27 protein-coding genes are annotated in these 23,968 nt (G+C 59.2%); 15 read left to right on the top strand and 12 right to left on the bottom strand.

The window, feature by feature from the left end:
- Positions 1-31: 31 nt before the first annotated feature.
- Positions 32-1,240, top strand: coding sequence for an NAD(P)/FAD-dependent oxidoreductase (locus JNX03_RS12100; protein WP_203209287.1), 1,209 nt, complete (start codon positions 32-34; stop codon positions 1,238-1,240).
- Positions 1,237-1,797, top strand: a complete 561-nt coding sequence (rsmD, locus tag JNX03_RS12095; RefSeq protein ID WP_203209286.1) for a 16S rRNA (guanine(966)-N(2))-methyltransferase RsmD — start codon at positions 1,237-1,239, stop codon at positions 1,795-1,797. The genes JNX03_RS12100 and rsmD overlap by 4 nt, the downstream gene beginning before the upstream one ends.
- Here the strand turns inward: rsmD and JNX03_RS12090 are convergent.
- The 3 genes from JNX03_RS12090 to sfsA all read right to left on the bottom strand — a co-directional run bounded on the left by JNX03_RS12090 (position 1,794) and on the right by sfsA (position 4,708).
- Complete coding sequence (locus tag JNX03_RS12090) at positions 1,794-3,005, bottom strand: PLP-dependent aminotransferase family protein (protein WP_203209285.1); 1,212 nt, start codon at positions 3,003-3,005, stop codon at positions 1,794-1,796. The two genes, rsmD and JNX03_RS12090, sit on opposite strands and share 4 nt — an antisense overlap.
- A 142-nt stretch (positions 3,006-3,147) precedes the next feature.
- Complete coding sequence (gene map, locus JNX03_RS12085; protein ID WP_231024207.1) at positions 3,148-3,960, bottom strand: type I methionyl aminopeptidase; 813 nt, start codon at positions 3,958-3,960, stop codon at positions 3,148-3,150.
- A gap of 31 nt (positions 3,961-3,991) precedes the next feature.
- Positions 3,992-4,708 carry a DNA/RNA nuclease SfsA gene (sfsA, locus tag JNX03_RS12080; RefSeq protein WP_203209283.1) on the bottom strand — a complete coding sequence of 239 codons (717 nt, stop codon included), beginning with the start codon at positions 4,706-4,708 and terminating at the stop codon, positions 3,992-3,994.
- Positions 4,709-4,755: 47 nt separating this feature from the next.
- Here sfsA and JNX03_RS12075 point away from each other — a divergent pair, with 47 nt between their 5' ends.
- The 4 genes from JNX03_RS12075 to JNX03_RS12060 are packed head-to-tail and all read left to right on the top strand — an operon-like array spanning position 4,756 to position 7,745.
- On the top strand, positions 4,756-5,475 hold the full coding sequence (locus JNX03_RS12075) for a competence/damage-inducible protein A (protein WP_203209282.1): 720 nt from the start codon (positions 4,756-4,758) through the stop codon (positions 5,473-5,475).
- Positions 5,472-6,191: a GNAT family N-acetyltransferase gene (locus JNX03_RS12070; protein ID WP_203209281.1), complete on the top strand. Its 720-nt coding sequence runs from the start codon at positions 5,472-5,474 to the stop codon at positions 6,189-6,191. The genes JNX03_RS12075 and JNX03_RS12070 overlap by 4 nt, the downstream gene beginning before the upstream one ends.
- Before the next feature lie 13 nt (positions 6,192-6,204).
- Positions 6,205-6,774, top strand: a complete 570-nt coding sequence (locus JNX03_RS12065) for a peroxidase-related enzyme (protein ID WP_203209280.1) — start codon at positions 6,205-6,207, stop codon at positions 6,772-6,774.
- On the top strand, positions 6,771-7,745 hold the full coding sequence (locus JNX03_RS12060) for an OmpA family protein (RefSeq protein ID WP_203209279.1): 975 nt from the start codon (positions 6,771-6,773) through the stop codon (positions 7,743-7,745). The genes JNX03_RS12065 and JNX03_RS12060 overlap by 4 nt, the downstream gene beginning before the upstream one ends.
- Positions 7,746-7,815: 70 nt before the next feature.
- Here JNX03_RS12060 and JNX03_RS12055 read toward each other — a convergent pair whose 3' ends face one another.
- From JNX03_RS12055 to JNX03_RS12045, 3 genes are all read right to left on the bottom strand, one after another.
- Complete coding sequence (locus JNX03_RS12055) at positions 7,816-8,721, bottom strand: LysR family transcriptional regulator (protein WP_203209278.1); 906 nt, start codon at positions 8,719-8,721, stop codon at positions 7,816-7,818.
- Between the two features lie 145 nt (positions 8,722-8,866).
- Positions 8,867-9,808, bottom strand: a complete 942-nt coding sequence (locus tag JNX03_RS12050) for a CorA family divalent cation transporter (protein ID WP_203209277.1) — start codon at positions 9,806-9,808, stop codon at positions 8,867-8,869.
- A gap of 77 nt (positions 9,809-9,885) precedes the next feature.
- Positions 9,886-11,913, bottom strand: coding sequence for an NADPH-dependent 2,4-dienoyl-CoA reductase (locus JNX03_RS12045; protein WP_203209276.1), 2,028 nt, complete (start codon positions 11,911-11,913; stop codon positions 9,886-9,888).
- 125 nt (positions 11,914-12,038) lie between these two features.
- Between JNX03_RS12045 and JNX03_RS12040 the strand changes: the two genes are divergently transcribed.
- From JNX03_RS12040 to JNX03_RS12030, 3 genes are read left to right on the top strand one after another with little or no spacing between them, the layout of a single operon-like run.
- Positions 12,039-12,509 (top strand): GNAT family N-acetyltransferase, encoded by a 471-nt coding sequence (locus JNX03_RS12040; RefSeq protein ID WP_203209275.1) that lies wholly within the window; start codon positions 12,039-12,041, stop codon positions 12,507-12,509.
- On the top strand, positions 12,506-12,988 hold the full coding sequence (locus JNX03_RS12035; RefSeq protein ID WP_203209274.1) for an RNA pyrophosphohydrolase: 483 nt from the start codon (positions 12,506-12,508) through the stop codon (positions 12,986-12,988). Before JNX03_RS12040 ends, JNX03_RS12035 begins: the two co-directional genes overlap by 4 nt.
- Positions 12,985-13,461, top strand: a complete 477-nt coding sequence (locus tag JNX03_RS12030) for a hypothetical protein (protein WP_203209273.1) — start codon at positions 12,985-12,987, stop codon at positions 13,459-13,461. Before JNX03_RS12035 ends, JNX03_RS12030 begins: the two co-directional genes overlap by 4 nt.
- Here the strand turns inward: JNX03_RS12030 and JNX03_RS12025 are convergent.
- The 3 genes from JNX03_RS12025 to nth are packed head-to-tail and all read right to left on the bottom strand — an operon-like array spanning position 13,458 to position 15,684.
- Positions 13,458-14,051 carry a GNAT family N-acetyltransferase gene (locus JNX03_RS12025; RefSeq protein ID WP_203209272.1) on the bottom strand — a complete coding sequence of 198 codons (594 nt, stop codon included), beginning with the start codon at positions 14,049-14,051 and terminating at the stop codon, positions 13,458-13,460. The genes JNX03_RS12030 and JNX03_RS12025 overlap by 4 nt on opposite strands.
- Positions 14,048-15,043 carry an adenosine kinase gene (locus tag JNX03_RS12020; RefSeq protein WP_203209271.1) on the bottom strand — a complete coding sequence of 332 codons (996 nt, stop codon included), beginning with the start codon at positions 15,041-15,043 and terminating at the stop codon, positions 14,048-14,050. The genes JNX03_RS12025 and JNX03_RS12020 overlap by 4 nt, the downstream gene beginning before the upstream one ends.
- The gene (gene nth, locus JNX03_RS12015; protein ID WP_203209270.1) at positions 15,040-15,684 is read right to left on the bottom strand and encodes an endonuclease III; all 645 of its coding nucleotides are present in this window, start codon (positions 15,682-15,684) and stop codon (positions 15,040-15,042) included. The genes JNX03_RS12020 and nth overlap by 4 nt, the downstream gene beginning before the upstream one ends.
- 110 nt (positions 15,685-15,794) lie before the next feature.
- Between nth and JNX03_RS12010 the strand changes: the two genes are divergently transcribed.
- The 3 genes from JNX03_RS12010 (at position 15,795) to JNX03_RS12000 (ending at position 18,108) form a co-directional block, all read left to right on the top strand.
- Positions 15,795-16,664 (top strand): methylated-DNA--[protein]-cysteine S-methyltransferase, encoded by an 870-nt coding sequence (locus JNX03_RS12010; protein WP_203209269.1) that lies wholly within the window; start codon positions 15,795-15,797, stop codon positions 16,662-16,664.
- Between the two features lie 123 nt (positions 16,665-16,787).
- Positions 16,788-17,456, top strand: a complete 669-nt coding sequence (locus JNX03_RS12005) for an OmpA family protein (protein ID WP_203209268.1) — start codon at positions 16,788-16,790, stop codon at positions 17,454-17,456.
- A gap of 115 nt (positions 17,457-17,571) precedes the next feature.
- Positions 17,572-18,108 carry an NADPH-dependent FMN reductase gene (locus JNX03_RS12000; RefSeq protein ID WP_203209267.1) on the top strand — a complete coding sequence of 179 codons (537 nt, stop codon included), beginning with the start codon at positions 17,572-17,574 and terminating at the stop codon, positions 18,106-18,108.
- On the opposite strand, the gene JNX03_RS11995 is transcribed toward JNX03_RS12000, so the two are convergent.
- Positions 18,105-18,521: a VOC family protein gene (locus JNX03_RS11995; RefSeq protein WP_203209266.1), complete on the bottom strand. Its 417-nt coding sequence runs from the start codon at positions 18,519-18,521 to the stop codon at positions 18,105-18,107. The two genes, JNX03_RS12000 and JNX03_RS11995, sit on opposite strands and share 4 nt — an antisense overlap.
- A 26-nt stretch (positions 18,522-18,547) precedes the next feature.
- On the opposite strand from JNX03_RS11995, the gene JNX03_RS11990 reads away from it, so the two are divergent.
- Positions 18,548-19,345, top strand: coding sequence for an FAS1-like dehydratase domain-containing protein (locus JNX03_RS11990; RefSeq protein ID WP_203209265.1), 798 nt, complete (start codon positions 18,548-18,550; stop codon positions 19,343-19,345).
- A 9-nt stretch (positions 19,346-19,354) separates the two neighbouring features.
- On the opposite strand, the gene JNX03_RS11985 is transcribed toward JNX03_RS11990, so the two are convergent.
- Positions 19,355-20,386, bottom strand: coding sequence for an NAD(P)/FAD-dependent oxidoreductase (locus JNX03_RS11985; RefSeq protein WP_203209264.1), 1,032 nt, complete (start codon positions 20,384-20,386; stop codon positions 19,355-19,357).
- Positions 20,387-20,447: 61 nt separating this feature from the next.
- Between JNX03_RS11985 and mnmD the strand changes: the two genes are divergently transcribed.
- Together mnmD and JNX03_RS11975 are read left to right on the top strand one after the other, a co-directional pair.
- On the top strand, positions 20,448-21,125 hold the full coding sequence (gene mnmD, locus JNX03_RS11980) for a tRNA (5-methylaminomethyl-2-thiouridine)(34)-methyltransferase MnmD (RefSeq protein WP_203209263.1): 678 nt from the start codon (positions 20,448-20,450) through the stop codon (positions 21,123-21,125).
- Complete coding sequence (locus JNX03_RS11975) at positions 21,122-22,000, top strand: DMT family transporter (RefSeq protein WP_203209262.1); 879 nt, start codon at positions 21,122-21,124, stop codon at positions 21,998-22,000. The genes mnmD and JNX03_RS11975 overlap by 4 nt, the downstream gene beginning before the upstream one ends.
- Here the strand turns inward: JNX03_RS11975 and JNX03_RS11970 are convergent.
- A complete protein-coding gene (locus JNX03_RS11970; protein ID WP_203209261.1) occupies positions 21,956-23,929 on the bottom strand; it encodes a lytic transglycosylase domain-containing protein in 1,974 nt (657 codons plus the stop codon). The genes JNX03_RS11975 and JNX03_RS11970 overlap by 45 nt on opposite strands.
- Between the last annotated feature and the right edge of the window lie 39 nt (positions 23,930-23,968).

Genomic DNA, 23,968 nt, shown 5'->3' with positions numbered 1-23,968 from the left:
AGGCGACCAGCGAATTTGGGAGAATGAAACCATGGGCCAAGTAATCGTGATCGGAGCAGGGCAGGCAGGTGCCTCTTGCGTGGCCAAGCTGCGCAACAATGGCTTTGAAGGGGGCATCACACTCATCGGGGCCGAGCCGGTGCCGCCCTATCAACGGCCACCGCTAAGCAAGGCCTATTTGCTGGGAGAAATGAGTTTGGACCGCCTTTTCCTGCGGCCAGAGACCTTCTACGGGGAGCAAGATATCACTCTGCGTATGGGACAGAGTGTGGATGCGATTGATACCGCCGCTCAAACCGTGACACTGGGCGATGAAGTGCTGCCCTACGACGATCTGGTGCTGACCACTGGGTCTGTTCCGAACCGTTTGCCTACGGCCATTGGTGGCGATCTGGATGGGGTGTTCACCGTGCGTGATTTGGCGGACGTGGACGCCATGGCACCGCGATTTACCGAAGGGGCGCGGGTGCTGATTGTCGGGGGTGGATATATCGGGCTTGAAGCGGCGGCGGTGGCGGCCAAGCTGGGGCTCAAGGTGACATTGGTCGAAATGGCCGACCGCATCCTACAACGGGTCGCCGCGCCCGAGACCAGCGATTTCTTCCGTGATCTGCATCGCTCGCATGGGGTCGAAATTCTTGAGGGTGTGGGATTGGATCATCTGACCGGAACCGGCGCGGTGAGCGGGGCGAAGCTGACCGATGGCTCCGAGATCGCGGCGGATTTTGTGATTGTGGGCGTCGGCATACGCCCCGGCACCGCATTGGCCGCGGCGGCAGGCATTGAGATCGACAACGGGATCAAGGTGGATGCGCATGGGCGAACCTCCGCTGCGCATGTCTGGGCGGCCGGGGATTGCACGTCTTTCCCTTATCAAGGCGGACGTATCCGGCTGGAATCGGTGCCCAACGCAATTGAACAAGCAGAATGCGTCGCGCAGAACATCATGGGCGCAGGCGAGGATTACCTGGCAAAGCCGTGGTTCTGGTCGGACCAATATGACGTGAAATTGCAGATCGGCGGGCTGAACACGGGGTATGACAGGGTCGTCACGCGGCGCGCCGATGAAGACAGCGTCAGCTTTTGGTATTATCAGGGCGATCAGCTTTTGGCAGTGGATGCGATGAACGATCCGCGCGGCTATATGGTTGGGAAACGCCTGATTGAGGGCGGCAAATCCCCTGATCCGGCCCTGATCGAAGATCCAGCGACCAATCTGAAGGCGCTTTTGAAAGCGTGAGGATCATCGCGGGCAAATTTCGGGGCACAGCGCTGGCCAATGTTGGCAAGGGGGATGCCGCGGCGCATTTGCGTCCGACCTCAGACAGGGTGCGGGAAAGCCTGTTTTCAATGCTGACCCATCATGACGTGATTCATGGAGCGCGGGTGCTTGACCTTTTTGCGGGCACCGGAGCCTTGGGGCTAGAGGCCTTGTCGCGCGGTGCGGCAGAGGTCTGTTTTGTGGAGAATGGCCGCGCCGGGCAAAAGCTTCTACGCGAGAACATTGAAAAACTCCGGGCGGAGGGAGAGACAACCCTCATGCGCAACGACGCAACACGGCTCGGCCCTTGGCCCAATGCCCGGTTTGATCTGGTGTTTCTGGATCCGCCCTATGGCAAGGGCATGGGCCAGACCGCGCTGGCGGCTGCGCGTACAGGGGGGTGGCTGGCCCCCGATGCGATGATCGTCTGGGAGGAAAACGCCCCGATGAACGCGCCCGAGGGGTTTGAGCGGATCGACAAACGCAAATATGGTGATACCCACGTGACGTTGCTGCGCCACGTGGTGGCAGGTTAAAGCGCTGCGCGAATGGCCGCGCCGAGCCGGGTGATTCCTTCGGCGATCTGGGCGTCATCGGCCAGAGAGAAACTAAGCCGGAGGGTGTTCTTGCCGGACCGATCCGCAAAGAATGCCTGGCCCGGGACAAAGGCCACGCGCTGTGTCTCAAGCGATTGGCGCAACAGTTCGCCGCCGTCCATGTGCTTGGGCAAGGTGAGCCAGACAAACATGCCGCCTTCGGGTTTGGTCCATGTCACACCATCGGGCATCTGTGCCTCCAGTGCGGAAAGCATCGCATCGCGGCGGGCGGTGTAGGTCTGGCGCAGCTTTGCGGTGTGTTCCTCGAAAATCGTGTTGGCAACCTCCGCGATCGCCATTTGGTTGATGGTAGATGAATGCAGATCGCTGGCCTGTTTCATCAGCACCAGCCGCGAGATGACATCTGCCGCACCGCAGATCCAGCCAACCCGCAATCCGGGGGCAAGCGATTTGGAGAAGCTGCCGCAATAAAGGGTCCGGCAGGCGTCTATCGAGCCCTTGCGTGCCACTTCCAAAGCCAGCACCGGCGGAATCGGATCGCCGTCAAAGCGCAGCGCCTGATAGGCGGCATCTTCGATCACCGCAATGTCCAGATCATCGGCCAGATCCAGAATGTTCTCACGGGCCGTTTGGTCAAGCGTTTCGCCGGTCGGGTTGGCAAAATCCACGGACATATAGGCAAATTTGACCCGCCCGCCGTTGTCTTTGGCGGTTTGGGCGTAGTCCTCGGCGGATCGGTTACCGCCGGGGATCAGCCGGTCATAATGCGGCTCATAAGCGTTGAACGCTCCCAATGCGCCCAGATAGGTCGGCCAACCCAGTAGGGCGGTGTCATTGGGGGACAGCATCAGTTTGCCCAGATAATCCAGCGCCTGTTGCGAGCCGGAGGTGATCAGGACGTTGTCGCGGGTACAGGGCACGCCGATTTCGGTCATTTTTCCCACAATCCAGTCGCGCAGCGAGCCGTAACCTTCGGAAACCGAATATTGCAAAGCGGTGCTTTGGTTCTCGGTCGACAGCGCATTGCCAAGCGCCTTTTGAAAGGCCTCGGTCGGGAACAGCGCTGGATCGGGAATGCCGCCGGCAAAGGAAATGATGTCCGGCTGATCCAACAGCTTGAGCAATTCACGGATCTCGCTGGCCTTCATCCGGTCCATGCGGGTTGCAAAAATGTCCTGCCAATTCATGTGACGTTCTCCCAATTTTCGGCAAATGAACACGATTCTATAATTATGGCAACATTTCTTACCTAAAGAGGCGAGAAAACCACAAATGCAAAATGCCGCGCTTTGATGGGCGCGGCATTTCGAAAACTTGGTCTGACGGGACTTAGCCGTAGGTTGGGTGAAACTTGTTGGCCGGTGACAGGGTGAAAATCTCAACCCCGTCTTCGGTCACGCCCACCGAATGTTCAAATTGCGCTGACAGTGATTTATCACGTGTCACGGCGGTCCAATCATCGGCCAACGTCTTGGTTTCGGCACGGCCCAGATTGACCATCGGCTCAATGGTAAAGAACATGCCCGGTTCCAAAACCGCGCCCGTGCCGGGGCGACCATAATGCAGAACGTTGGGCGGCGAATGGAACACCCGGCCCAGACCATGACCGCAGAAATCGGTCACAACGCTCATCCGGTGACCTTCGACAAAGCTTTGGATCGCGTGGCCGATATCACCAAAGGTATTGCCCGGTTTCACGACAGAAATCCCGCGCATCAGGCTGTCGTGGGTCACCTCGATCAGCCGTTCGGCCTTGCGCGGCAGTTTGCCCGCGACATACATCCGCGAGGTGTCACCGTACCAGCCGTCCACGATCACGGTCACGTCGATGTTCAGGATGTCCCCGTCTTTCAGCTTTTTGTCGCCCGGAATGCCGTGGCAGACCACGTGATTGACCGAGATACAGCTGGCGTGTTTGTAGCCCTTGTAACCGATGGTGGCGGATTTGGCGCCTGCGGCCTTGACCTTATCTTCGATGATCCGGTCCAGTTCGCCCGTGGTTTGGCCAACGGTCACATGTTCGGCGATCTCATCGAGAATGGTCGCCGCCAGTTTGCCCGCGGCATGCATGCCGGCGAAATCCGAAGGGTCGTAAATGCGAATGCCGTCTTTCGTCTGGCGGCCACGGTGTTGGTCGTTCACCGGTTTCTCCATCTTTTAGGGTCGGCCTCTCTTACATCGCCGGGCGGCCAAGGGCCAGAGGCGCGGCAAGAGTTACCTCTTGGGGGGTGATATGGGTGCCGATGCACAGGGTTTCCACCCCGGCCTCGGTAGCCTCTGCATGGGCGGCGGCATAGGCGGGGTCGATGTCACCTGCCATCGCGACATGGGTGCAATCGGTCCGTTGCACCAGATAAAGCAGGACCGCACGGTGCCCCTGGCGGGCCATTTGCGCCAGTTCACCCAGATGTTTGGTTCCCCTTGCCGTGACACTGTCAGGAAATTCCGCCAGTCCCGATTGGCGCGATAGGGTCACGCTTTTGACCTCGACATAGGCATCGGGCAGGCCGCTTTCGCTCAGCAGAAAGTCTATGCGGGATTTCTCGCCATATTTCACTTCGGCCCGCACGTTAGTGTAATCCGCCAGCGCTGCGATCTGCCCGCCTTGCAAAGCGGCCCGCACTGCGCGGTTCGGCAATGCGGTATCGACGCCGGTGAAATGGCCGTTTTCATGATCTACAAGGCGCCAACCGAATTTCAGCTTTTTCTTGGGATCATCGTTGGGTTCAAGCCAGATGCGGCTTCCGGGTTCGGCCAGACCCATCATGGAGCCGGGATTGGCACAATGGGCCGTTACCTCGGCCCCCGATTCCTCCAAGGTACAATCGGCCAGAAACCTTTTGTAACGGCGGATCAGGCGGGCGGGGACAAGATCGGTTTGAAAGCGCATGTACGCGGGCCTATACCGACAAGAGCACATGCTCAAGGAACTTGCCCATGACCAACCCAACAGCCGCGATGCTGGTGATCGGAGATGAAATTCTGTCTGGCCGCACCCGCGATTCAAACATGTATCATCTGGCAGGAGAACTGACCAACGCCGGCATCGACCTCAAAGAGGTTCGAGTGGTCGGGGACGAGCGCGGGACCATCATCGCAGCGGTGCAGGCGCTGTCCAATGCGCATGACTATGTCTTTACCTCTGGCGGTATCGGCCCAACCCACGATGACATCACCGCGGATTGCATTGCGGCGGCTTTTGATCGCGCGATTGATGTGCGGGATGACGCGCGGGCCATCCTGGCGGAACATTACGCCAAATCCGGAACCGAGCTGAACTCTGCGCGGCTGCGCATGGCGCGTATCCCCGACGGGGCGGAGTTGATCGAAAATCCGGTTTCGGCCGCGCCGGGGTTCAAGCTTGAAAATGTGCATGTGATGGCTGGTGTCCCTTCGGTGTTTCAGGCGATGGTGCAATCGGTTCTGCCCACATTAACCGGCGGTGCACCCTTGATCAGCAAGACACTGCGTGTGGACCGGGGCGAAGGGGATATTGCCGGACCTTTGGGTGAGCTGGCAGAGAAATTCCCGTTGCTGTCCATGGGATCTTACCCGTTTCAGAAAGACGGCAAATATGGTGCACATGTGGTGATCCGCGGCAATGATCCGGATGCGGTGGATGCGGCCATTGCCGAGCTTGAGGCGATATTTAGATGACACCGACAACGGAACAATTGTTCAGGGCCAGCGACGAGACCTGGCCTGCGGCAAGGGTCTGGAGCCAAGGTCCATGGACCTTGCGCGAGGGCAAGGGTGGCGGCAAACGTGTGTCAGCAGCCACGGCCAACGGTCCGGTGACAGAGGCGGACATCGAAGCGGCAGAGGATGCGATGCGAAGCATTGGCCAGACCCCGCTTTTCATGTTGCGTGAGGATGAGGACCGGCTGGACGGGTTGTTGGCTGGCAAAGGATATGATGTCGTTGATCCGGTCACAATCTATACGCTCCCGATCGAGCGACTGACGGACAAGCCGATCCCGCGCGTGACCGCCTTTGCCGTCTGGGAACCCCTGGCGATCATGACCGAAATCTGGGCCGCGGGCGGGATTGGTCCGGCGCGTTTGGATGTGATGGCGCGGGCTAAGGTCAAAACCGGTATTTTTTCGCGTTGGAACGAGATGCCCGGCGGTGTGGCTTTTGCCGCCGTCCATGACGGGATCTGCATGGTCCATGCTGTCGAAGTGCGCCCCGAACAGCGCCGTCAGGGTGTTGCCGACTGGATGATGCGCAAGGCGGCGTTCTGGGGTCAGGAACAGGGGGCAAGCCATCTGGCGGTGCTTTGCGTCAAGCAGAATGAAGGGGCCAATGCGTTATATCGCGCACTGGGCTTTGCCCCGGCAGGCGGTTATCATTACCGCCAATACCCTGCCTGAGGAGTTACCGCAGATGGCCAATGAAATGCCGACCGCCCTTGACCTGCCGATGGTTGATCCATTGCCCGAGGCCACGCAGAAATATTTCGATGTGTGTCAGGAAAAGCTGGGCATGATTCCGAATGTCCTTCGGGCCTATGCCTTTGATATTGAAAAGCTGAACAGCTTTACCGCGATGTACAACGATCTGATGCTGGGGGCCTCTGCACTGTCCAAGCTGGAGCGGGAGATGATCGCGGTGGCGGTGTCTTCGGTCAACAAATGCTACTACTGCCTTGTGGCGCATGGGGCTGCGGTGCGTGAATTGTCGGGTGATCCGCAATTGGGCGAGGCGCTGGTGATGAATTACAAGGTAGCCAAGGTCACGGACAAACAGCGTGCGATGCTGGACTTCGCAGTCAAGCTTACCAAGGAGAGCGCCAATGTGGTTGAGGCAGACCGTCAAGCCCTGCGCGATGCCGGTTTTTCCGATCGGGACATTTGGGACATCGCCAGCGTTGCGGCGTTCTTTAACATGACCAACCGCGTGGCAAGCGCGTCGGATATGCGCCCCAACGAAGAATACCACGCGCAGGCGCGATGACGCGGCGCTTTGCCTGTCTTATCGGTGCCGCGTTTTGTGCGGCATTGATGGCCGGGCCGGTGCTTGCGCTTGATCTGGCTTTGCCCGTCAACGCCCGCCCCACGGTTGAGCGGAATACATCACCCGATCTTTACGCCGCCCCCATTGGGGTGTTTGAGGCCGGAAAGGTGCCTGTGCTGTCGGTCGAAGGTGATGTGCGGCGCGGTGCCTGGCGGCTTGGCTCACCTGGGTTGACGCCATTGCAGGTGATTGTCCCGCTGCGCAGACAGCTTGTCGATGCCGGATTTGAAATACTGCTGGATTGTGCCAGCGCCGCATGCGGCGGGTTCGATTTCCGGTTCGCCACAGAAACCCTGCCCGGACCAAATATGTATGTGAACATCAGGGCATTTCACTTTGTCACGGCGGTACGCAAAGCAAATGGCACGGTGCAGGAAGTTGTGACCGTTCTCAGCAGCACGTCTGCCACATCTGCCTATATCCAGATTATTCAAGCGGGCGCTTTGGCAGAGCGGACCACAAGCGTCACGGCCAAGGCCGAGGTGCCTGTACCCGTAGGAGAGGCTGGACCTTCTCGTCCAACTGCTCAAGGGGATCTGGCCTCTGCCCTGCTGAACGCGGGTCATGCCGTTTTGTCAGATCTCGATTTTGACACCGGGACAACGTCATTGGGGCAAGGGCCGTTCGCAAGCCTGCAGGCCTTGGCAGAATTGATGCGCGATCAACCGGATCTCAGGCTGGCACTGGTGGGACATACGGATTCTGTTGGTGGATTGCAGGCCAACATCAATATCTCACGGGAACGGGCACAATCGGTGCGGCAGCGGCTGATCGACGTGCACAGCATCTCTCCCTCACGGCTGGAGGCGGAGGCCGTCGGTTATCTTTCCCCCATCGCCACAAACCGGACCGAAGCGGGGCGCACCCACAATCGCCGTGTCGAGGCGGTGCTGCTGCCTGCGCCCAATTGAGCAGACAAAAAGGCCCGGCAACCAGTGGATGGATGCCGGGCGAAGTTTCACCGAGGGGATTGGTGTTTCGTTACCAGTCGCTTGGGCCTTTTTCGGCAAAGGCATGGACCAGAAAATCGATAAAGGCGCGGACCTTGGGCTGGGTAAACCGGCCGGGTGGGTAGACCGCGTAGATGCCTTGGGTTTCCATTGGCAGATCGGGGATTGCGTCCTCGACCAGACCTTGCGCCATCGCGTCGGAGTAAAGGAAGCTTGGCAAATAGGCGATGCCGAGACCCGAGATCGCCGCGTTCAAGAGGCTCTGCCCGTCGTTCACAGACAGCCAGCCCGCGGTGCGCACCTGGCGTTTCTCGCCAGATGGGGCGGTCAGTTTCCAGACATTTCCCGACGATTGGTTGGAATAATGCAGCAGCTTGTGATCATTCAGATCGTCGATCTTTTCGGGCCGGCCGTATTCTTCAAAATACTTCGGGCTGGCGATCATGCGTTTGGTGGTTTCCGTCAGCTTGCGCGCCCGCAAGGTGCTGTCTTCCAGCTCACCGATGCGGACGGCCATGTCAAAGCCTTCACTGATCAGCTCAACATAGCGGTTGTTCAGCACCATGTTCACCGTAATGTCCGGGAAGTCGCTGAGGAATTCCGACAGGGCCGGTGAGAGGTGATTGACCCCAAAATCCGTGGCCACCGAAATACGCAGCAGCCCCGAAGGTGCCGATTGCATGGATGTGACCAATGCATCCGCTTCGCCGGCATCGTTCAGAACGCGGCGGGCGCGGTCATAATAGGCAAGGCCAATTTCAGTGGGCGAGACCCGCCGGGTTGTCCGGTTCAAAAGCCGTGCGCCAAGGCGTGCCTCAAGCGATGAGACGTGTTTTGAGACGGCGGATTTGGATATCCCCATCTTCTTGGCGGCATCGGTAAAGCCACCCTGATCCACCACGGTGGCAAAAGCTTCCATTTCTGTGAGGCGGTCCATTTGGGCTTCCTTCAAAATACTTGTTTCAAGGAAAAGGTATGACGCGCAATTCAGGCAGGAACGGGGCAGGGGTGGGACAGTTGCGTGGTAATTGCGGGATCGTTCATGGCATGGAAACATGGAAACAGCTGTTTCTCACCCGGAGTCAAAGCCATCTGGTAAGTTTGAGAATCAGCAGCATCACGAGGGCAAGTGCAGCCATCGAGAGGCATAGCCAGGCAAAGGCCATCGGGTTGTCCAGCCCCGGCATGCCGCCGATGTTGACGCCAAACAGCCCGGTCAGAAACCCAAGCGGCAAGAACACCCCCGCAGCCACAGACAACCGGTACCCATGCCGGGCCTGCGTGCGTGCGACAAAGAGATCGTGATCGTCTTGCACCGTCAAAAGCCGGTCGCGCAGCGCATCGAGTTCCTCAACCGCCAGTGTGGTGCGGTTCGCAAGTTCGCGCAGGCGCAGACCGTCAGGTTCGGGCATCAAAGGCAGATCAACTGCCGCCAGCTTGGTCAATGCGGTGCGCTGCGGCTCCAGATAGCGGCGCAAGCGGATCACACGCCGCCGTGTGGCGGGTAGGTCTTTGGGCGGCGGCGTGGTGTCGTCATCCAGATCCGCTTCGTAATACTCGGCCAGTTTGGCAATCTCCATTACCTCTTCCTGTACGCGCGTGGTCAGGCGTGACACCAGGGCCTCGACAAAAGCGGCCGGTGTTGCGGGCGCGGCACCTGCTTCGATACCTTGGCGGATATCCTCCAGGGCAAAGACTTTGCGCATGCGCACCGTGATGACCACATCATCATCGACCCACATCCGCACCGATACCATCTGATCGGCCGGTTGCCCCGCGTTCAGGTTGATGCCCCGCAGGTTCAACATCAGACCGTCTTCATAGGCATCGCATCGGGGGCGGGTTTCTGGCTGGATCAAGGCGCCGGCAGGAATGGCAGGCAAATGTTCGGGCAACCATTCGGTCAGCGCCGGATCATTCAGATCAAAATGCCACCAACGATAAGTGCCACCCCCCGTCAGCGCAGTATCATCTGCCGGTTTGGTGGTCCCATCGGGATAGATATCAAAGACGCAAATAGCCATGCATCTACCTTGCAAGGGAAGCTGGATGCTTGCAATGGCGGTGGCGGGGACTAGGCCCGCCACCGATTGTCATCTGGTCAAAGCGTGGCCGCCAGCCGGGTGCCTTGATCAATGGCGCGTTTGGCGTCCAGTTCCGCCGCAACATCGGCGCCGCCGATCACATGGCAGGTCTTGCCTGTCGCCTCAAGCGCGTCTGCAAGGCTGCGGTCTGACAGTTGCCCGGCGCACAGGACTATCGTGTCGGCCTCGACAAGCGTCGGATTTTCGCGGGCCTCGCCAAAGCTGATGTGCAGACCGCTGTCGTCGATTTTTTCGTAGTTCACACCCGCGATCATCTTGACCTCTTTCATGGTCAGTGAGGCGCGATGTATCCAACCCGTTGTCTTGCCCAGCCCTTTGCCCAGCTTACTGGTCTTGCGCTGTAACATGGTGATCTCCCGCGCGGCAGGATGGGGTTGCGGACCTTCGGGGGCCAGTCCGCTGCGATGTTCAGCGGGATCGGCGACGCCCCATTCGCGCATCCATTCCGGCAGGTTCAGTGTTGTGCTTTCTCCGTCATGTGCCAGATGTTCGGACACGTCAAAGCCGATACCGCCAGCACCGATCACGGCGACCTTCTGGCCAACCTTGGCGCTGCCGTTCAGCACATCAATGTAGGACACGACGTTGTCGCCATTCTGGCCGGGGATCTGCGGATCGCGGGGAATAACGCCGGTTGCGATGACAACCTCGTCAAAGCCGTCCAGATCGTTCGCGGACACTTCGGTGTTCAGTTTCACGTCAATCTTCAGATCGGCGACCATGGTGCGGTACCAATCCACAAAACCCCAGAATTCCTCTTTGCCCGCGACCTGTTTGGCCAGGTTCAACTGTCCGCCAATTTCGCTGGCCCGATCAAAGACTGTAACTTTATGCCCCCGCTGTGCCGCAGCAATGGCGGTGGACAAGCCCGCAGGACCCGCGCCCACAATGGCGATGCTTTTGGCCGCGCTCACTGGATCAAGGGTCAACTCGGTCTCGTAGCAGGCTTGCGGATTGACCAGACAGCTTGAGATTTTGCCGCCAAAGGTGTGATCCAGACAGGCCTGATTGCAGGCGATACATGGGGCGATATGGCCGGATTTCCCTGCCATTGCCTTGGCGACAAAGTCAGGGTCGGCAAGCATTGGCCGCGCCAGCGACACCATATCGGCACAGCCATCGGCGAGCACCTCTTCGGCCACCTCGGGTGTGTTGATGCGGTTGGAGGTGATCAGAGGAATACCGACCTTGCCCATCAATTTCTTGGTGACCCAGGCAAAGGCCGCACGCGGGACCGAGGTGGCGATGGTGGGAATACGCGCCTCGTGCCAGCCAATGCCGGTGTTGATGATCGTGGCACCTGCCTTTTCGATTTCCTGCGCCAGTTGCACGACCTCTTCATAAGTGGAGCCGTTGGGGATCAGATCTATCATCGACAGGCGGTAGATCAGGATGAAATCCTCGCCCACCGCCTCGCGGGTGCGGCGCACGATCTCGATAGGCAGGCGCATGCGGTTCTCGTAGGAGCCGCCCCATTCGTCGGTGCGCTTGTTGGTGTGGGTAACAAGGAACTGGTTGATGAAATACCCTTCGGAGCCCATGATCTCGACCCCGTCATAACCGGCCTGTTTGGCGCGGGTGGCACAGGCGACGATATCACTGATCTGTTTTTCGATGCCTTCTGTGTCCAGTTCCTTGGGCGCGAACATAGAGATTGGCGATTTGATCGCGGAGGGGGCAACACAATCGGGCGAAAACGCATAGCGGCCTGCATGCAGGATCTGCATTGCAATCTTGCCGCCGGCCTCATGCACGCGGCTGGTGACGATGCTGTGGTTGTCCACGTCTTGCTGGCTGACCATCATCGCCGCGCCATGCGCCACCGATCCTTCGGGGTTGGGGCCGATCCCGCCTGTGACCATCAGCCCGACTTCCCCCCGCGCACGGGTCGCGTAGAATTCGGCAACACGGTTCCAGTCCTTGGTTTCTTCCAGACCGGTGTGCATCGAACCCATCAGGACACGGTTCTTGAGCGTGGTAAAGCCCAGATCAAGGGGGGCAAGCATATGGGGGTAATTGGACATGTTCGGGCCTCTCTGGCAGGACGCTGGTTGCCGGTGACAACACCTGATGTGATGCGCTAAGTCACGCGCAACGCGGCGTCACCTTTCGCGATTGGACGCCAAGGAAGGATCAGAGGCAAGGTAGAATGACAGAACTGAAAATACGGCTTGCACAGTCGCAGGATGCCGACGCACTGGGCCAGGTGATGTACGATGCGATCCATAGTGGCGCCAGCAGATACACCGCAGCGCAACGCGCGGCATGGCAATCCTCACCGAACAGCGGTGCCAAATGGGCTGAACGGTTGGCCGAGCAGGATGTTTGGCTGGCCGAAGAGGACGGCAACGCGCTCGCCTTTTTGACCCTGCGAAAGGACGGATACGTCGATATGGCCTTTGTTCGGGGCGATGCACAGGGTCGGGGGCTGTTTCGGCGGCTTTACGATCATTTGGAGGCAGCGGCGCTGGTCCAAGGGCATCAGCGGCTTTGGACCCATGCCAGCCTGATGGCGCAGCCCGCCTTTCTGGCGGTTGGCTTTCATGTTATCCGGCATGAAAGCGTGGCGCGGCATGGCGAAACGCTCGACCGTGCCGAGATGGAGAAACCCCTGCAATGACGCCAGATGAAATTGCCAAACTTCCCTATCGCCCCTGTGTGGGGGTGATGTTGATCAATGCCGATGGTGCCGCCTTTGTCGGACAGCGCAAGGACCGTGATCAGGACGCATGGCAAATGCCGCAGGGCGGTGTGGAAAAGGGCGAAGACCCCCGCGAGGCGGCGCTGCGTGAGTTGGAAGAAGAAACGGGTGTCTCGCGTGATTTGGTGCAGGTGGTGGCGGAAACCGCTGGCTGGGTGCCCTATGATTTGCCACACGACATTGTGCCCCATATATGGAAAGGCCGGTTTCGGGGGCAGGAACAGAAATGGTTCCTGATGCGGTTTGAAGGCCGTGACGATCAGGTGAATATCGAAACAGAGCACCCAGAATTTTCGAAGTGGCGCTGGCTGCCGACCGCCGATCTGGTGCCGCAAATCGTGCCGTTCAAGCGTGCGGTGTATGAAACGGTTCTGTCCGAGTTCGAGCCGCATCTGTGATCCGCCTTCTGGCATATCTCGTTGCGATCTGCGCCCCTTTGCCTGCGCTTGCGCTGTCTTGTGCTGAACCTTCCGTTGCGCGCGGGTTCCACGCTGCCAGCGCCGCGCCCGAGACCTATGTCGTTGTACGGGGTCGGCTGTCTTTTGATGAGGGTGCATTGCCGAAGGGCATGACGGACCCCGCACCGCCGAAACAGACAAAGTTACCGGCCCGGATCACCGGCACTTCATTGTCGATGGCAGGGTTCATCCATCACTTTGATCGCGAGATAACGCTTGAGGTGCTTTGCTTTGGCCCGTGGTGCGGCGGTGCTGTGGATGGCATGGGCGTGCTGGCCTTTGTCGAAAAGGCCGATGGCCGCTACACGATGACAATCGACCCATGCGGCGGCTTTGTTTACCCCAACCCCAGCGAGGATCAGATCAACACGATCCAGCAGTGTTTTCGCGGGGAAAGCTGCCTGCTGGACTAGTCGAATATCGGGACATGTGTGGCAGCACTGCGTGGCAGGGTGCCGTCCAAACGGGGATCATCGCCAATCTCGACCTTCAGATCACAGGGAGTAAACCCGCTGCGGATATAGAACGGCAGGGCTTGTGGGCTGTCCATTGTACAGGTGTGGACATGAAAGCGGGAGATGTCTTGCGCCCAAGCGAGCGAGATCGCTTTGTTCATCAAGAACCGGCCTGCGCCACTGCCGATGAGGTTGGCAGTCAGCCCAAAATAGGCCAGTTCGCATGCGCCGTCTTGGCGAAAATCCAGCTCCAGCAAGGCTTCGTCTTTGCCATTTTTGCTGAGAGTGTAAAAGGCGACCTTCGGATCGTTAAGGATCGCGTTCAGATCGGCCTCTTTCATCTTGAGCCGTCCATGCCAGAGCCAATCAAAGCTGCCGACCCGTTTGAACAGATCACGATACCGGTCCAGGTCAGGTTTGATCTGTTCAAAGGTGACGCCCTTCGGCGCAGGCACAGGGCGTTCAGGCGCAGGGGTCAGCATTTCCAGATGCGTCATGACCGCTGCCACCTTGCCCGGTGGAATATCGTAGAGTCCGTCCTCAATCATGTGTCGATCAACCCTTCGGCGCGGAAGGCGGCCAGCATGTCTTGCTGTGGGCGTGGGCCGATATGGCTGATCACTTCGCCTGCGCACAGATTGCCCATCCGGCCGCAGACTTCCAGCTCGCAGCCGCGGGACAGCCCAAACAGGAAACCGGCGGCAAATTGATCCCCTGCGCCGGTGGCGTCGACCGGGGTCACGGATTGCACAGGCACATCCACCCGTTCGCCATCGCGGATCAGGCTGACACCATCGCCGGACCGGGTGCACACGACGATGGGGCACATGTCGGCGGTTTTGGACAGGGCCAGCTCGGTGTCATCGGTTTCAAACAGCGACCGCATCTCGGCCTCGTTGCCGATCACATAGTCCAGATCGTTCTTGATCAGGGACAGGAAATCATCGCGGTGACGTTCCACGCAAAAGGGATCGGAGATGGCGATGCCCGCCTTGCCGCCACCCGCCTTGGTGGCGCGTGCGGCCTCGCGGAATGCGGTTTTTCCGGCGTCGTGGTCAAACAGATAACCCTCAAGAAACATCAGCTTGGCATTGCCGGACACGTCGGTTGGCACATCGTCCGAATTGAGGCCTGTAGAAATACCAAGATAAGTGTTCAGCGACCGTTCCCCGTCCGGTGTGACAAAGATCATGCAGCGAGAGGTTGGCGTATCGCCATTCGCAACCGGCGGATTCACAAAGTCGATGCCGTGATCCGTCATCGCATCCGCATAAAAATGACCCAGCGCATCGTCCCGCACCCGCCCGATAAATGCGGTCTGCATGCCAAGCGCACCTGCGCCCGCAATTGTATTGGCCACAGCGCCGCCCGGCGTCTGCACCCGTTCGTTCATCGCGGCATAAAGGACTTCGGCGCGTTCCTGTTCGATCAGCTGCATGATGCCTTTTTCGATGCCCATATGCCCCAGAAAGCTGTCGTCGGTCTGGGTGATCACATCAACAACGGCATTCCCGATGCCAACAAGTTCGTAGGTCTTCATTCAGTTTTGTCCTCAAATTGGCAAAGGTCACGGATGATACAGGTACGGCATTGCGGTTTGCGGGCCTTGCAGTGGTAACGGCCATGCAGGATGAGCCAGTGATGCGCGTGCAGCTGGAAATCAGCCGGAATGTTGTCCTCAATCGCACGCTCGACGGCGTCTACCGTTTTGCCCGGCGCAATGCCAGTGCGGTTTCCGACGCGGAAGATATGGGTATCAACGGCTTGTGCCGGTTGGCGCCACCACATGTTGAGCACCACATTGGCGGTCTTGCGCCCCACGCCGGGCAGGGATTGCAGCGCCGCGCGGCTGTTTGGCACCTCGCCGCCATAGTCATCCACGAGAATCTGGCTAAGTTTCATGACGTTCTTGGCCTTTTGACGGAACAAGCCAATCGTCTTGATATGTTCGGTCAGCCCCTCAAGGCCCAGATCCAGCATTTTCTGCGGTGTATCGGCGATTTGGAACAGGGCGTGGGTGGCCTTGTTGACGCCAGCATCGGTCGCCTGCGCCGAAAGCGCCACGGCCACAACAAGTGTATAGACATTCACATGCTCCAGCTCTCCCTTGGGTTCTGGGTCAGCGTCCTGAAAGCGGGTGAAAATCTCGCGGATGGTATGATAATCAAGCTGTTTTGCCATTCCATCGGTATGCGCGGAATGGGGCCGGGGGGCAAGTCTTGGCCGCGCCTCTGTGGCGAAGGCGCAAGTTTCGGGTCGCTTGGGGCGGTCTGTCTGCCTAGATTGGCAGCATGACACAGATCACGCCTATTCCCACTGCCGCCACTGATGCCGGTTATCATTTTCAGGTGATGCGCCGCGCCATTGACCTGATTGATACCTCCGAAGACATGATGCCTCTTGACCAGCTTGCGCAAAAAATGGGCATGTCGCCTGCGCATTTTCAACGTATCTTCTCCCGCTGGGTCGGGGTATCGCCGAAACGGTATCAGCAGTATCTGATGCTTGGACAGGCCAAGCAGATGCTGCGCAGCAATGCCACGACATTGCAGGCCGCGCATGAGGTTGGGCTGTCCGGCACCGGGCGGCTGCATGACTTGTTCCTGCGTTGGGAATCGATGAGCCCAGGGGAGTTTGCCCGCAAAGGCGCGGGGCTGACGATCTATTGGGGATGGTTCGACAGTCCCTTTGGACTGGCTTTGGTGATGGGTACGGAAAAGGGTATCTGCGGTTTGGCCTTGGCCTCCGAAATGGGAGAGCAAGCTGCAATGCAGGATCTGACTTTGCGCTGGCCCAATGCGACCTACGTCGAAGACCCGATGATGCTGCGCCCCTGGGTGCTGACCGCATTTGGCGCAAAGGACGGAGGGCTGGACAAGGCGCCCTTGTTCCTGATCGGCGCGCCGTTCCAGATCAAGGTATGGGAGGCATTGCTGACCATTCCATCCGGGGAGGTGACGACCTATTCAGACATTGCCGAATCGATCGGCAATCCGCGTGCCGTGCGGGCCGTGGGCACGGCGGTGGGTCGTAATCCTGTGTCCTGGCTGATCCCCTGCCACCGGGCATTGCGAAAGTCCGGGGCGCTGGGCGGTTATCACTGGGGCTTGCCCGTCAAACGCGCGATGCTGGCATTCGAAGCGGCCCGTGCAGAAGCGTGATCCGATGCGCGGGTTTGCGCCGACTTATTTTTCCCCCTGACTTTTTTCCGCTCATCGCCGTTATATATTGCCACATATCAAGATGCCCTGCCCGAACGGGGCCAGCAACATGAAGGCAGTAGTATGATTTCTTCCAAGCTCACATTGGCCAGCGTTTTGGCCGGCGCATTGGCGCTTTCCGCATGTACTGATCCGGGCCGGATCGGTGCGCAACCGGGTGATCCCAACCAAAAGACCAAGAACGGCGCATTGATTGGCGCAGGCGCAGGTGCCCTTCTGGGTGCGCTGTCCAAAGGCGACGGCAACCGTGGCGATGGCGCCTTGAAGGGTGCGTTGATCGGTGGCGCATTGGGTGCTGGTGTTGGCTATGCGCTGGACCGGCAAGAGGCCGAGCTGCGCCAGCAAATGGGCAATGACGTGGTGATCACCAACACCGGTGACCGTTTGATCGTGACATTGCCGCAGGATATTCTCTTTGCCGTGGACAGTACGACCGTGCAGCCGGGGCTGATGGGCGATCTGCGGACCCTGGCAAATAGCCTGCAGTCTTATCCAAACTCCACGGTTCAGGTGATCGGGCACACAGACAGCGACGGCGACGCGGCCTATAATCAGCAGCTTTCCGAAGGGCGTGCCTATGCTGTGGCCAATGTACTTTACAGCAATGGGGTGCCGACCAGCCGTGTGCAGGCCTTTGGTCGCGGCGAAAGCCAGCCGATCGCAAGCAACCTGACCCCGGCAGGCAAAGCGCAAAACCGCCGGGTTGAGATTGTGATCCTGCCCAACGCCTGATCTGGCGCACCTCTGCAAAAACGCACAAAGCCCCTGCATATCGCGGGGGCTTCTTGCATTTTCGCGCGAAAGAACGAGATAAAGAGCACAGAGAAAACAAAATGGAATGTTTAATATGACCTCCCCCAAGTTGCTTGGCATCTCCGGCTCTTTGCGCCGCGAGGCGACAAATACCAAATTGCTGACCGAAGCAGCGCGGCTGTTCGGTAACAGTGAATACGAATTGGCTGACATCAATTTCCCGCTGTATGACGGGGATGATGAGGCAAGCACAGGTGTGCCTGCTGCGGTACAAAAGGTGGCAGATCAGATCGCGGCAGCGGATGCGGTGATCCTCTCTACCCCGGAATATAACTCCGGTCCCTCTGGCGTTCTGAAAAACGCGCTGGACTGGATCAGCCGCACAGAAGGCAACCCGTGGAACGGCAAGCCTGTGGCGGTAATGTCTGCAGCGGCAGGCCGGGCCGGTGGTGTGCGGGCGCAGATGGTCTTGCGCGGCTTTATGGTGCCGTTCCGCCCGATGATCCTGCAAGGGCCAGAGATCCATCTCGCGGATTCCTCCAACGCATTTGATGAAAACGGCCAACTGATCGGCGAAATGTACACCAAGGATCTGACTGCCCTGATGCAAAGCCTGCGAGGCTTGATCTAGCCTTGCTGCTCTGAAATCTCGATCAGGTTCTGGTCGGGGTCACGGATGTAGATCGACAAAATCGGCCCTGCTGCACCGGTGCGTGCGACAGGGCCGTCTTCAATGGTGACGCCCTGCGCGGCCAAATGCTGTTGCCAGTTCTGGATCGGGGTCCGTGTCAGGAAACACAAATCGGCGCTGCCGGGGGTGGGGCAAAACGCCTTGGGTTCAAATTCTTGTCCGTGTTGATGCAGGTTGATTTTTGAAATACCGAATTTCAGCGCCTGCCGAACCTCGCCTGTAGCGGTTTCAAACCTCTCCGCCCGCATGCCCAGCACGTCTTGGTAAAAGGCGACGGTTGTCGGAATACTGGCCACTGTCAGAACCAGATGATCGAGTGCATCCAAGGTGAATTTGGGTTCGGATTGCAGCATTGAGTTTCCTTCGCTAGACCAATGGCATGAATCCTGCACAGGCCAAACAGACAAGTCAAAGCGATGTCATAGACAGCGCCCGCGCCGCCGCGATGCAGGTGGCGCTGGGGCAAGGGCCGACCATCGGTGCAGGCGATGCATTGCCTCCGTTTTTTCACCAACTGTATTTTTGGGATCCGCAACCGCCCGGTGGGCTTGGCCGCGATGGTCATCCGCAGGTTGGCGGGCTGATCCCTGATATGGGGTTACCACGACGCATGTGGGCCGGGGGAAGGTTGCAGTTTCATGCGCCTTTGCGCACCGGCGCTGAGGCGGTGAAAACGTCGCAGTGCGAAAGCGCGGCCCGCAAGGAGGGGCGCACTGGGCCGCTCGCCTTTGTTACGATGCGCCACGACATTCATCAAAATGGCGTTTTGTGCCTCACCGAATGGCAGGATCTGGTCTACCGAGAAGATCCCGCGCCAGATGCGATCAAACCTGCGCCGCCTGTCGCCCGGATTGATGAGGAAAGCCGTATCGCGGCCTCGTTCTCCTCAACTCTGCTGTTTCGCTATTCGGCGCTGACGTTCAACGGGCACCGCATCCACTATGATCTGGACTATGCCCGCGAGGTCGAAGGCTATGGCGGATTGGTCGTTCACGGGCCGCTCTTGGCGCAAAAACTGATGTTGCTGGCCGAAGCCGAACTTGGCCCGCTGACCACGTTTCAGTTTCGGGCAACATCCCCGCTGATGCATTTTGAAACGGCTGAGTTTTGCCGCAAGGGGCGCGATCTCTGGGTGCGCGGGCCGGACGGACGGCAATGTATGCAGGCCCGTGCCTAGTGATTTGCCTTAAAGGTTATCCTCAACACGGAACCCATCCGGGATGGTGTCGCGCCCGTCCAACATGAGATCGGCCATAACCTGCGCCACCTTCGGGGCCATGCCAAAGCCGATTTTGAAGCCACCATTGGCGATAAAATGACCGGGGCGGTCTGGCCAAGCCCCGAGCATCGGCGCACGGCTGCGGGCACGGGGGCGGACACCGGCCCAACGTTCCAGCACCGGAGCATCACGCAAGGCGGGGACGGCCGCCCGTGCCGCATCAATCACGACATCCAGCTGCGTATCGGTTTGATTGGGTGTGACATACTCCCGCTCTGAAGTGGAACCAATCGCGACTGTGCCATCACTGTGCGGGATGACATGCACGCCGCCCGCAAACAGCTGCGGCAACACCCGCGCATCATAGCGCATCAGTGCCGCCTGACCCTTGACCCCATTGCCGACACTGCGGTGATGGTTCTCGGTCATTTCCAGCAGTCCCGCCACTCCGGTGGCCCATAGTACCTGCCCCCGATCAGGTGCATCTGTGGTGATCTCAACCCCTTTTGCGGTGAGCGCTTTCACCAGGGCATCGCAGGCCTTTCGGGGATGCGCCAAGGCGCTGAGCGTGTCACGGATCAGCAGGCCCGATGGGGTCTGTGGCATCCATTCGGTGTCAGGGGCCGGTATCACCTCCCAAATTGCGTGATCTAGCCATAAGGCCTTGGCCGTTTCAGAGCGTCGCTGCGCCAATGCAAGCGCGGCTTCATCATTGATCGGCTGCAAACGGCCACTGCGTGCATATCCGGCAGACCCGCCACCAGCGGCCTCAACTTCTGCCCAGAAATCCGGGGCCATCAGCAGACTTTCCAATTGAAAGGCCTTCTTGGAGTTCCAGTTTTCCGGCACATGCGGGGCCAAAGCACCAACCAGTCCGCCGCTGCTGCCCGCGGCGGGGCCGTTGGGATCAACCACGCAGACCTTGGCACCCCGCCGCACGCAGGCCCAGGCCACCGAGAGGCCAAAAATTCCCGCCCCGCGCACCGTAATTTCGACCATTGCCAAGCTCCGTTCCTTTGCGCAGTGTCGGCGCGTTGTCCTTCCCTTACTTGGTGTTGCCGTGCAGAACCAGACAGATCAGATCCTTTGGCGCGATGGCGAGGTGCCGGTTTCGACCCGCTTTGATGATCCGTTCTTCAGCCTTGAGAATGGTGTGGCCGAGACAGAGCATGTGTTTTTGGCAGGCAATGACCTGCCGGAGCGGTTTGTGGACGGCTTCCAGATTGCCGAGCTTGGCTTTGGCACCGGGCTGAATCTGCTGGTGGCTTGGGATGCTTTTGCATCCAGCGGCGTTGAGGGGCAGTTGCGCTTTACGAGTTTTGAGGCGTTTCCGATGTCGCCGGAAGATATGGCACGGGCCCATGCTGCCTTTCCCGAGTTTGGCGGTAAACGCGATTTGTTGACCGAGGCCTGGACCGGGCAGGGCGGCGTGATTGACCTGCCGGGTGTGCGCGCGGAGGTCATCGTGGGGGACGCACGTGAAACACTTCCACGCTGGGATGGGATGGCCGATGCGTGGTTCTTGGACGGGTTTTCACCGGCCAAGAATCCCGAACTGTGGTCAGCAGATCTGATGGTAGCTGTGGGTATACATACGAAACCGTATGGAACAGCCGCTACCTACACCGCAGCAGGCTTTGTCCGGCGCGGCTTGGGCGATGCTGGCTTTGCGGTTGAGCGGGTTTCGGGATACGGGCGCAAGCGCCATATGACCCGCGCAAAGATGCAAACAGCATGAGCCAGTCCAACAATATTCCACTTGGCATCGCCTTGATGGTGGCCACCACCTTTGTGTTCGCGGTGCAGGATGGCCTGTCGCAGCATTTGGCGGGCGAATACAATGTTCTGATGGTCGTGATGATCCGCTATTGGTTCTTTGCGGCCTTTGTGATTGCCATTGCACGGCGCAGGTCGGGGGGCATTCGGGCGGCGGCCAAGACCCATCAACCGTTTCTGCAAACTCTGCGCGGCGTCCTGCTGGCAGCGGAAATTTGTGTAATGGTGGCGGCCTTTACGATCCTTGGCCTGGTGGAAAGCCATGCGGTGTTTACATGCTATCCGCTCTTGGTTGCCGCGCTTTCTGGCCCGGTTCTGGGAGAGAAAGTCGGCTGGCGGCGCTGGGCGGCGATCGGAGTGGGCTTCATCGGGGTATTGATCATCTTGCAGCCGGGCATGTCGGTGTTTGATCCCGCGGCTGTGATCCCGCTTTTGTCTGCTACGATGTTCGCGGTCTATGGGTTGCTCACCCGCTATGTGTCTCGGCGTGACAGCACCGCCACCAGCTTCTTTTGGACGGGTGTGACCGGGGCCATTGCCATGACATTCGCTGGCGTATGGTTTTGGGAACCGATGGCCGCAACCGATTGGATGTTCATGGGGTGCCTCTGTGCTACGGGGGTCACCGGTCATTGGCTTTTGATCCGCTGTTACGAGGTGGCGGAGGCCAGCGCGGTGCAGCCCTTCGCCTATCTGCAACTGGTGTTTGCTGCGTTGATCGGGATCAGCTTTTTTGGGGAAACCATCCGCAACAACGTCGCCATTGGCGCAGGGCTGATCGTGGCGGCGGGCCTATTCACCTTTTGGCGCGAACGGCAAAAGCGTGCGGCCCACTAATTCTTCGGAAAACGGGATCGGTAGTGGGTCCTTGCCCAGCCGCGCCCGGTAAATCGGCAGACTTTCGGTGACGCGCATTACATAGTTTTGCGTTTCGCGAAACGGGATCATCTCGACCCAATCGATGATATCAATCTCACCCTTGCGCGGATCCCCATAGGCGGCCATCCAACGGTCCGGTCTGCTGGGCCCGGCGTTGTATGCCGCCGCAACCATGGAGACATTGCCATCAAACCGCCCGGCCATCTGCGCCAGATAGGTCGCGCCCAGCTGTGCGTTGTGGTCCGGATCAGCGGTCAGTCTGTCGGTGGTGTGCAGGCCGGAAATCCCCAGATCAGCGGCCACATCGCGGGCAGTGGCGGGCATCAGTTGCATCAAGCCGCGTGCGCCCGCGTGGCTGACCACAACAGGATCAAATTCACTTTCGCGCCGGGCGATGGCGAGGTTCATCTCGGGCGCCATTGGCAGGTCAAGTTCCAGCAGGGAATGCAGGGGGTAGTATGGCGCGGCAATCGTAAGCCCGCGTCTTGCTGCGCGTTTGCCGATCATCACTGCAAGATGCGGCTGGTTCAGATCTATGGCAGCTTGGCCCAGCTGCGCCAGCCCGGCTTTATCCAGTTCATCTGCAAGATGCAGCCAGAACCGTTCGGCAAGCGAGAGCTCGCCCGACGCCTGTAGCAATATGCCAGCCTCGAACCGTGGGTCAATGGCGAAGGCTGCACCCCGCCAATCGGGTGGCGTTTCCGTGCCTGCGAGGCTGCTGTCAAACGGCAATCCGCCCCGCTCTGCGGCCAGCAACCCGTAGAAAGATGTTTGGTATTTCGCGCCCTCGGAATAGGCCTTCTGAGCGCCGTTCTTGTCCCCCATCGCCTCAAGCGCCCGGCCTTGCCAATATCCGGCACGCCCTTGCGAAATCGGCGATTGCACGGCGCTGTCGTGATTCATGAAATGTTGATGCGCACGCGCTGGATCTTTGAGGAACCTCAACGCCAGATAGCCGGACAACCATTCAAGATCGGCATAGTCGGATCCTTCGGTCAGGAAATGTTGCGATGCCAGTTGATAGGCCAGTTGACCATTGCCTGCCCGCATTTCGGACCGGGCCAGTGCACGTCGACGATTGCCCCATGCCGATGGTTTTCCCAAGGCCTTGGCGCTTGTGGATTGCGCAAGCAAGAGCTCCTTAGCCGATCCGCTGAGCCCCTTGCGAATGCGCCATTCGAAACGGTCATGTTGCAAGCCGGGATCGTTGGCGTGCTGGGGCGGCAGGGCATCTATCAGCTTGTTCACTTCCCGCGATAGCCGCTGCAGCGCGATGCGCGTTTCGGCGAGGGCGACCCTATCTGTGCTCACCAGATCAAACATCCGGCGGGCGGCGTCATGTTTGCGTTGCCACAGCAAGGCCTCCAATCGCGCATTGTGATGGGGCTTGAGCAAGGCGGCATTTTCCGCGAGGAACAGGATTTGCGCAGGGCGATCCATGTCCATACGCTGCCAAGCTTGGATCAACAGATCCTCGGCCCTGTCCTTTTTATCATTGCGGCTCAGCGCCCCAGCGTAGGCCAGCACACCCAACGGAGTTTGCGGCGGGTGGTCTTTGAAGAACTTCAGGATATTTGGGTCGCCTTGCCCGATAACCACGGCTTCGGATTGTTTGCGAAGATATGCCTCTCCGGGCCAATTGGTTCGGCGGGTCAGAAAATCCATAATTTCTGTGTAGGTGCCGCGCCCGGCACGCAGGTAATGCCAGGTGATGATGTCGGCGGCTATTTGCCCATCACGGACCGCGATCCGGCTTGCGTTGTCCCAATTTCCGCTGCGCATCGCCTCAAGCGCTTTGGCCAAGGGGCGGGGCCGCTCGGCCAAAGCAGGCACAGCAAGCATAAAAACAAGCGCGAAGAGCGTCAGAATGCGTGTCATTGCTTGCATTTCCCATGGGTCAGAGGCTAGAGCCTTGAAACATATACC

It is taken from the genome of Sulfitobacter mediterraneus (genome assembly GCF_016801775.1).
Taxonomy (GTDB): Bacteria; Pseudomonadota; Alphaproteobacteria; order Rhodobacterales; family Rhodobacteraceae; genus Sulfitobacter; species Sulfitobacter mediterraneus_A.
Note: the sequence above shows the minus strand (reverse complement) of the source record. Positions and strands in the feature narration are given on the sequence as shown.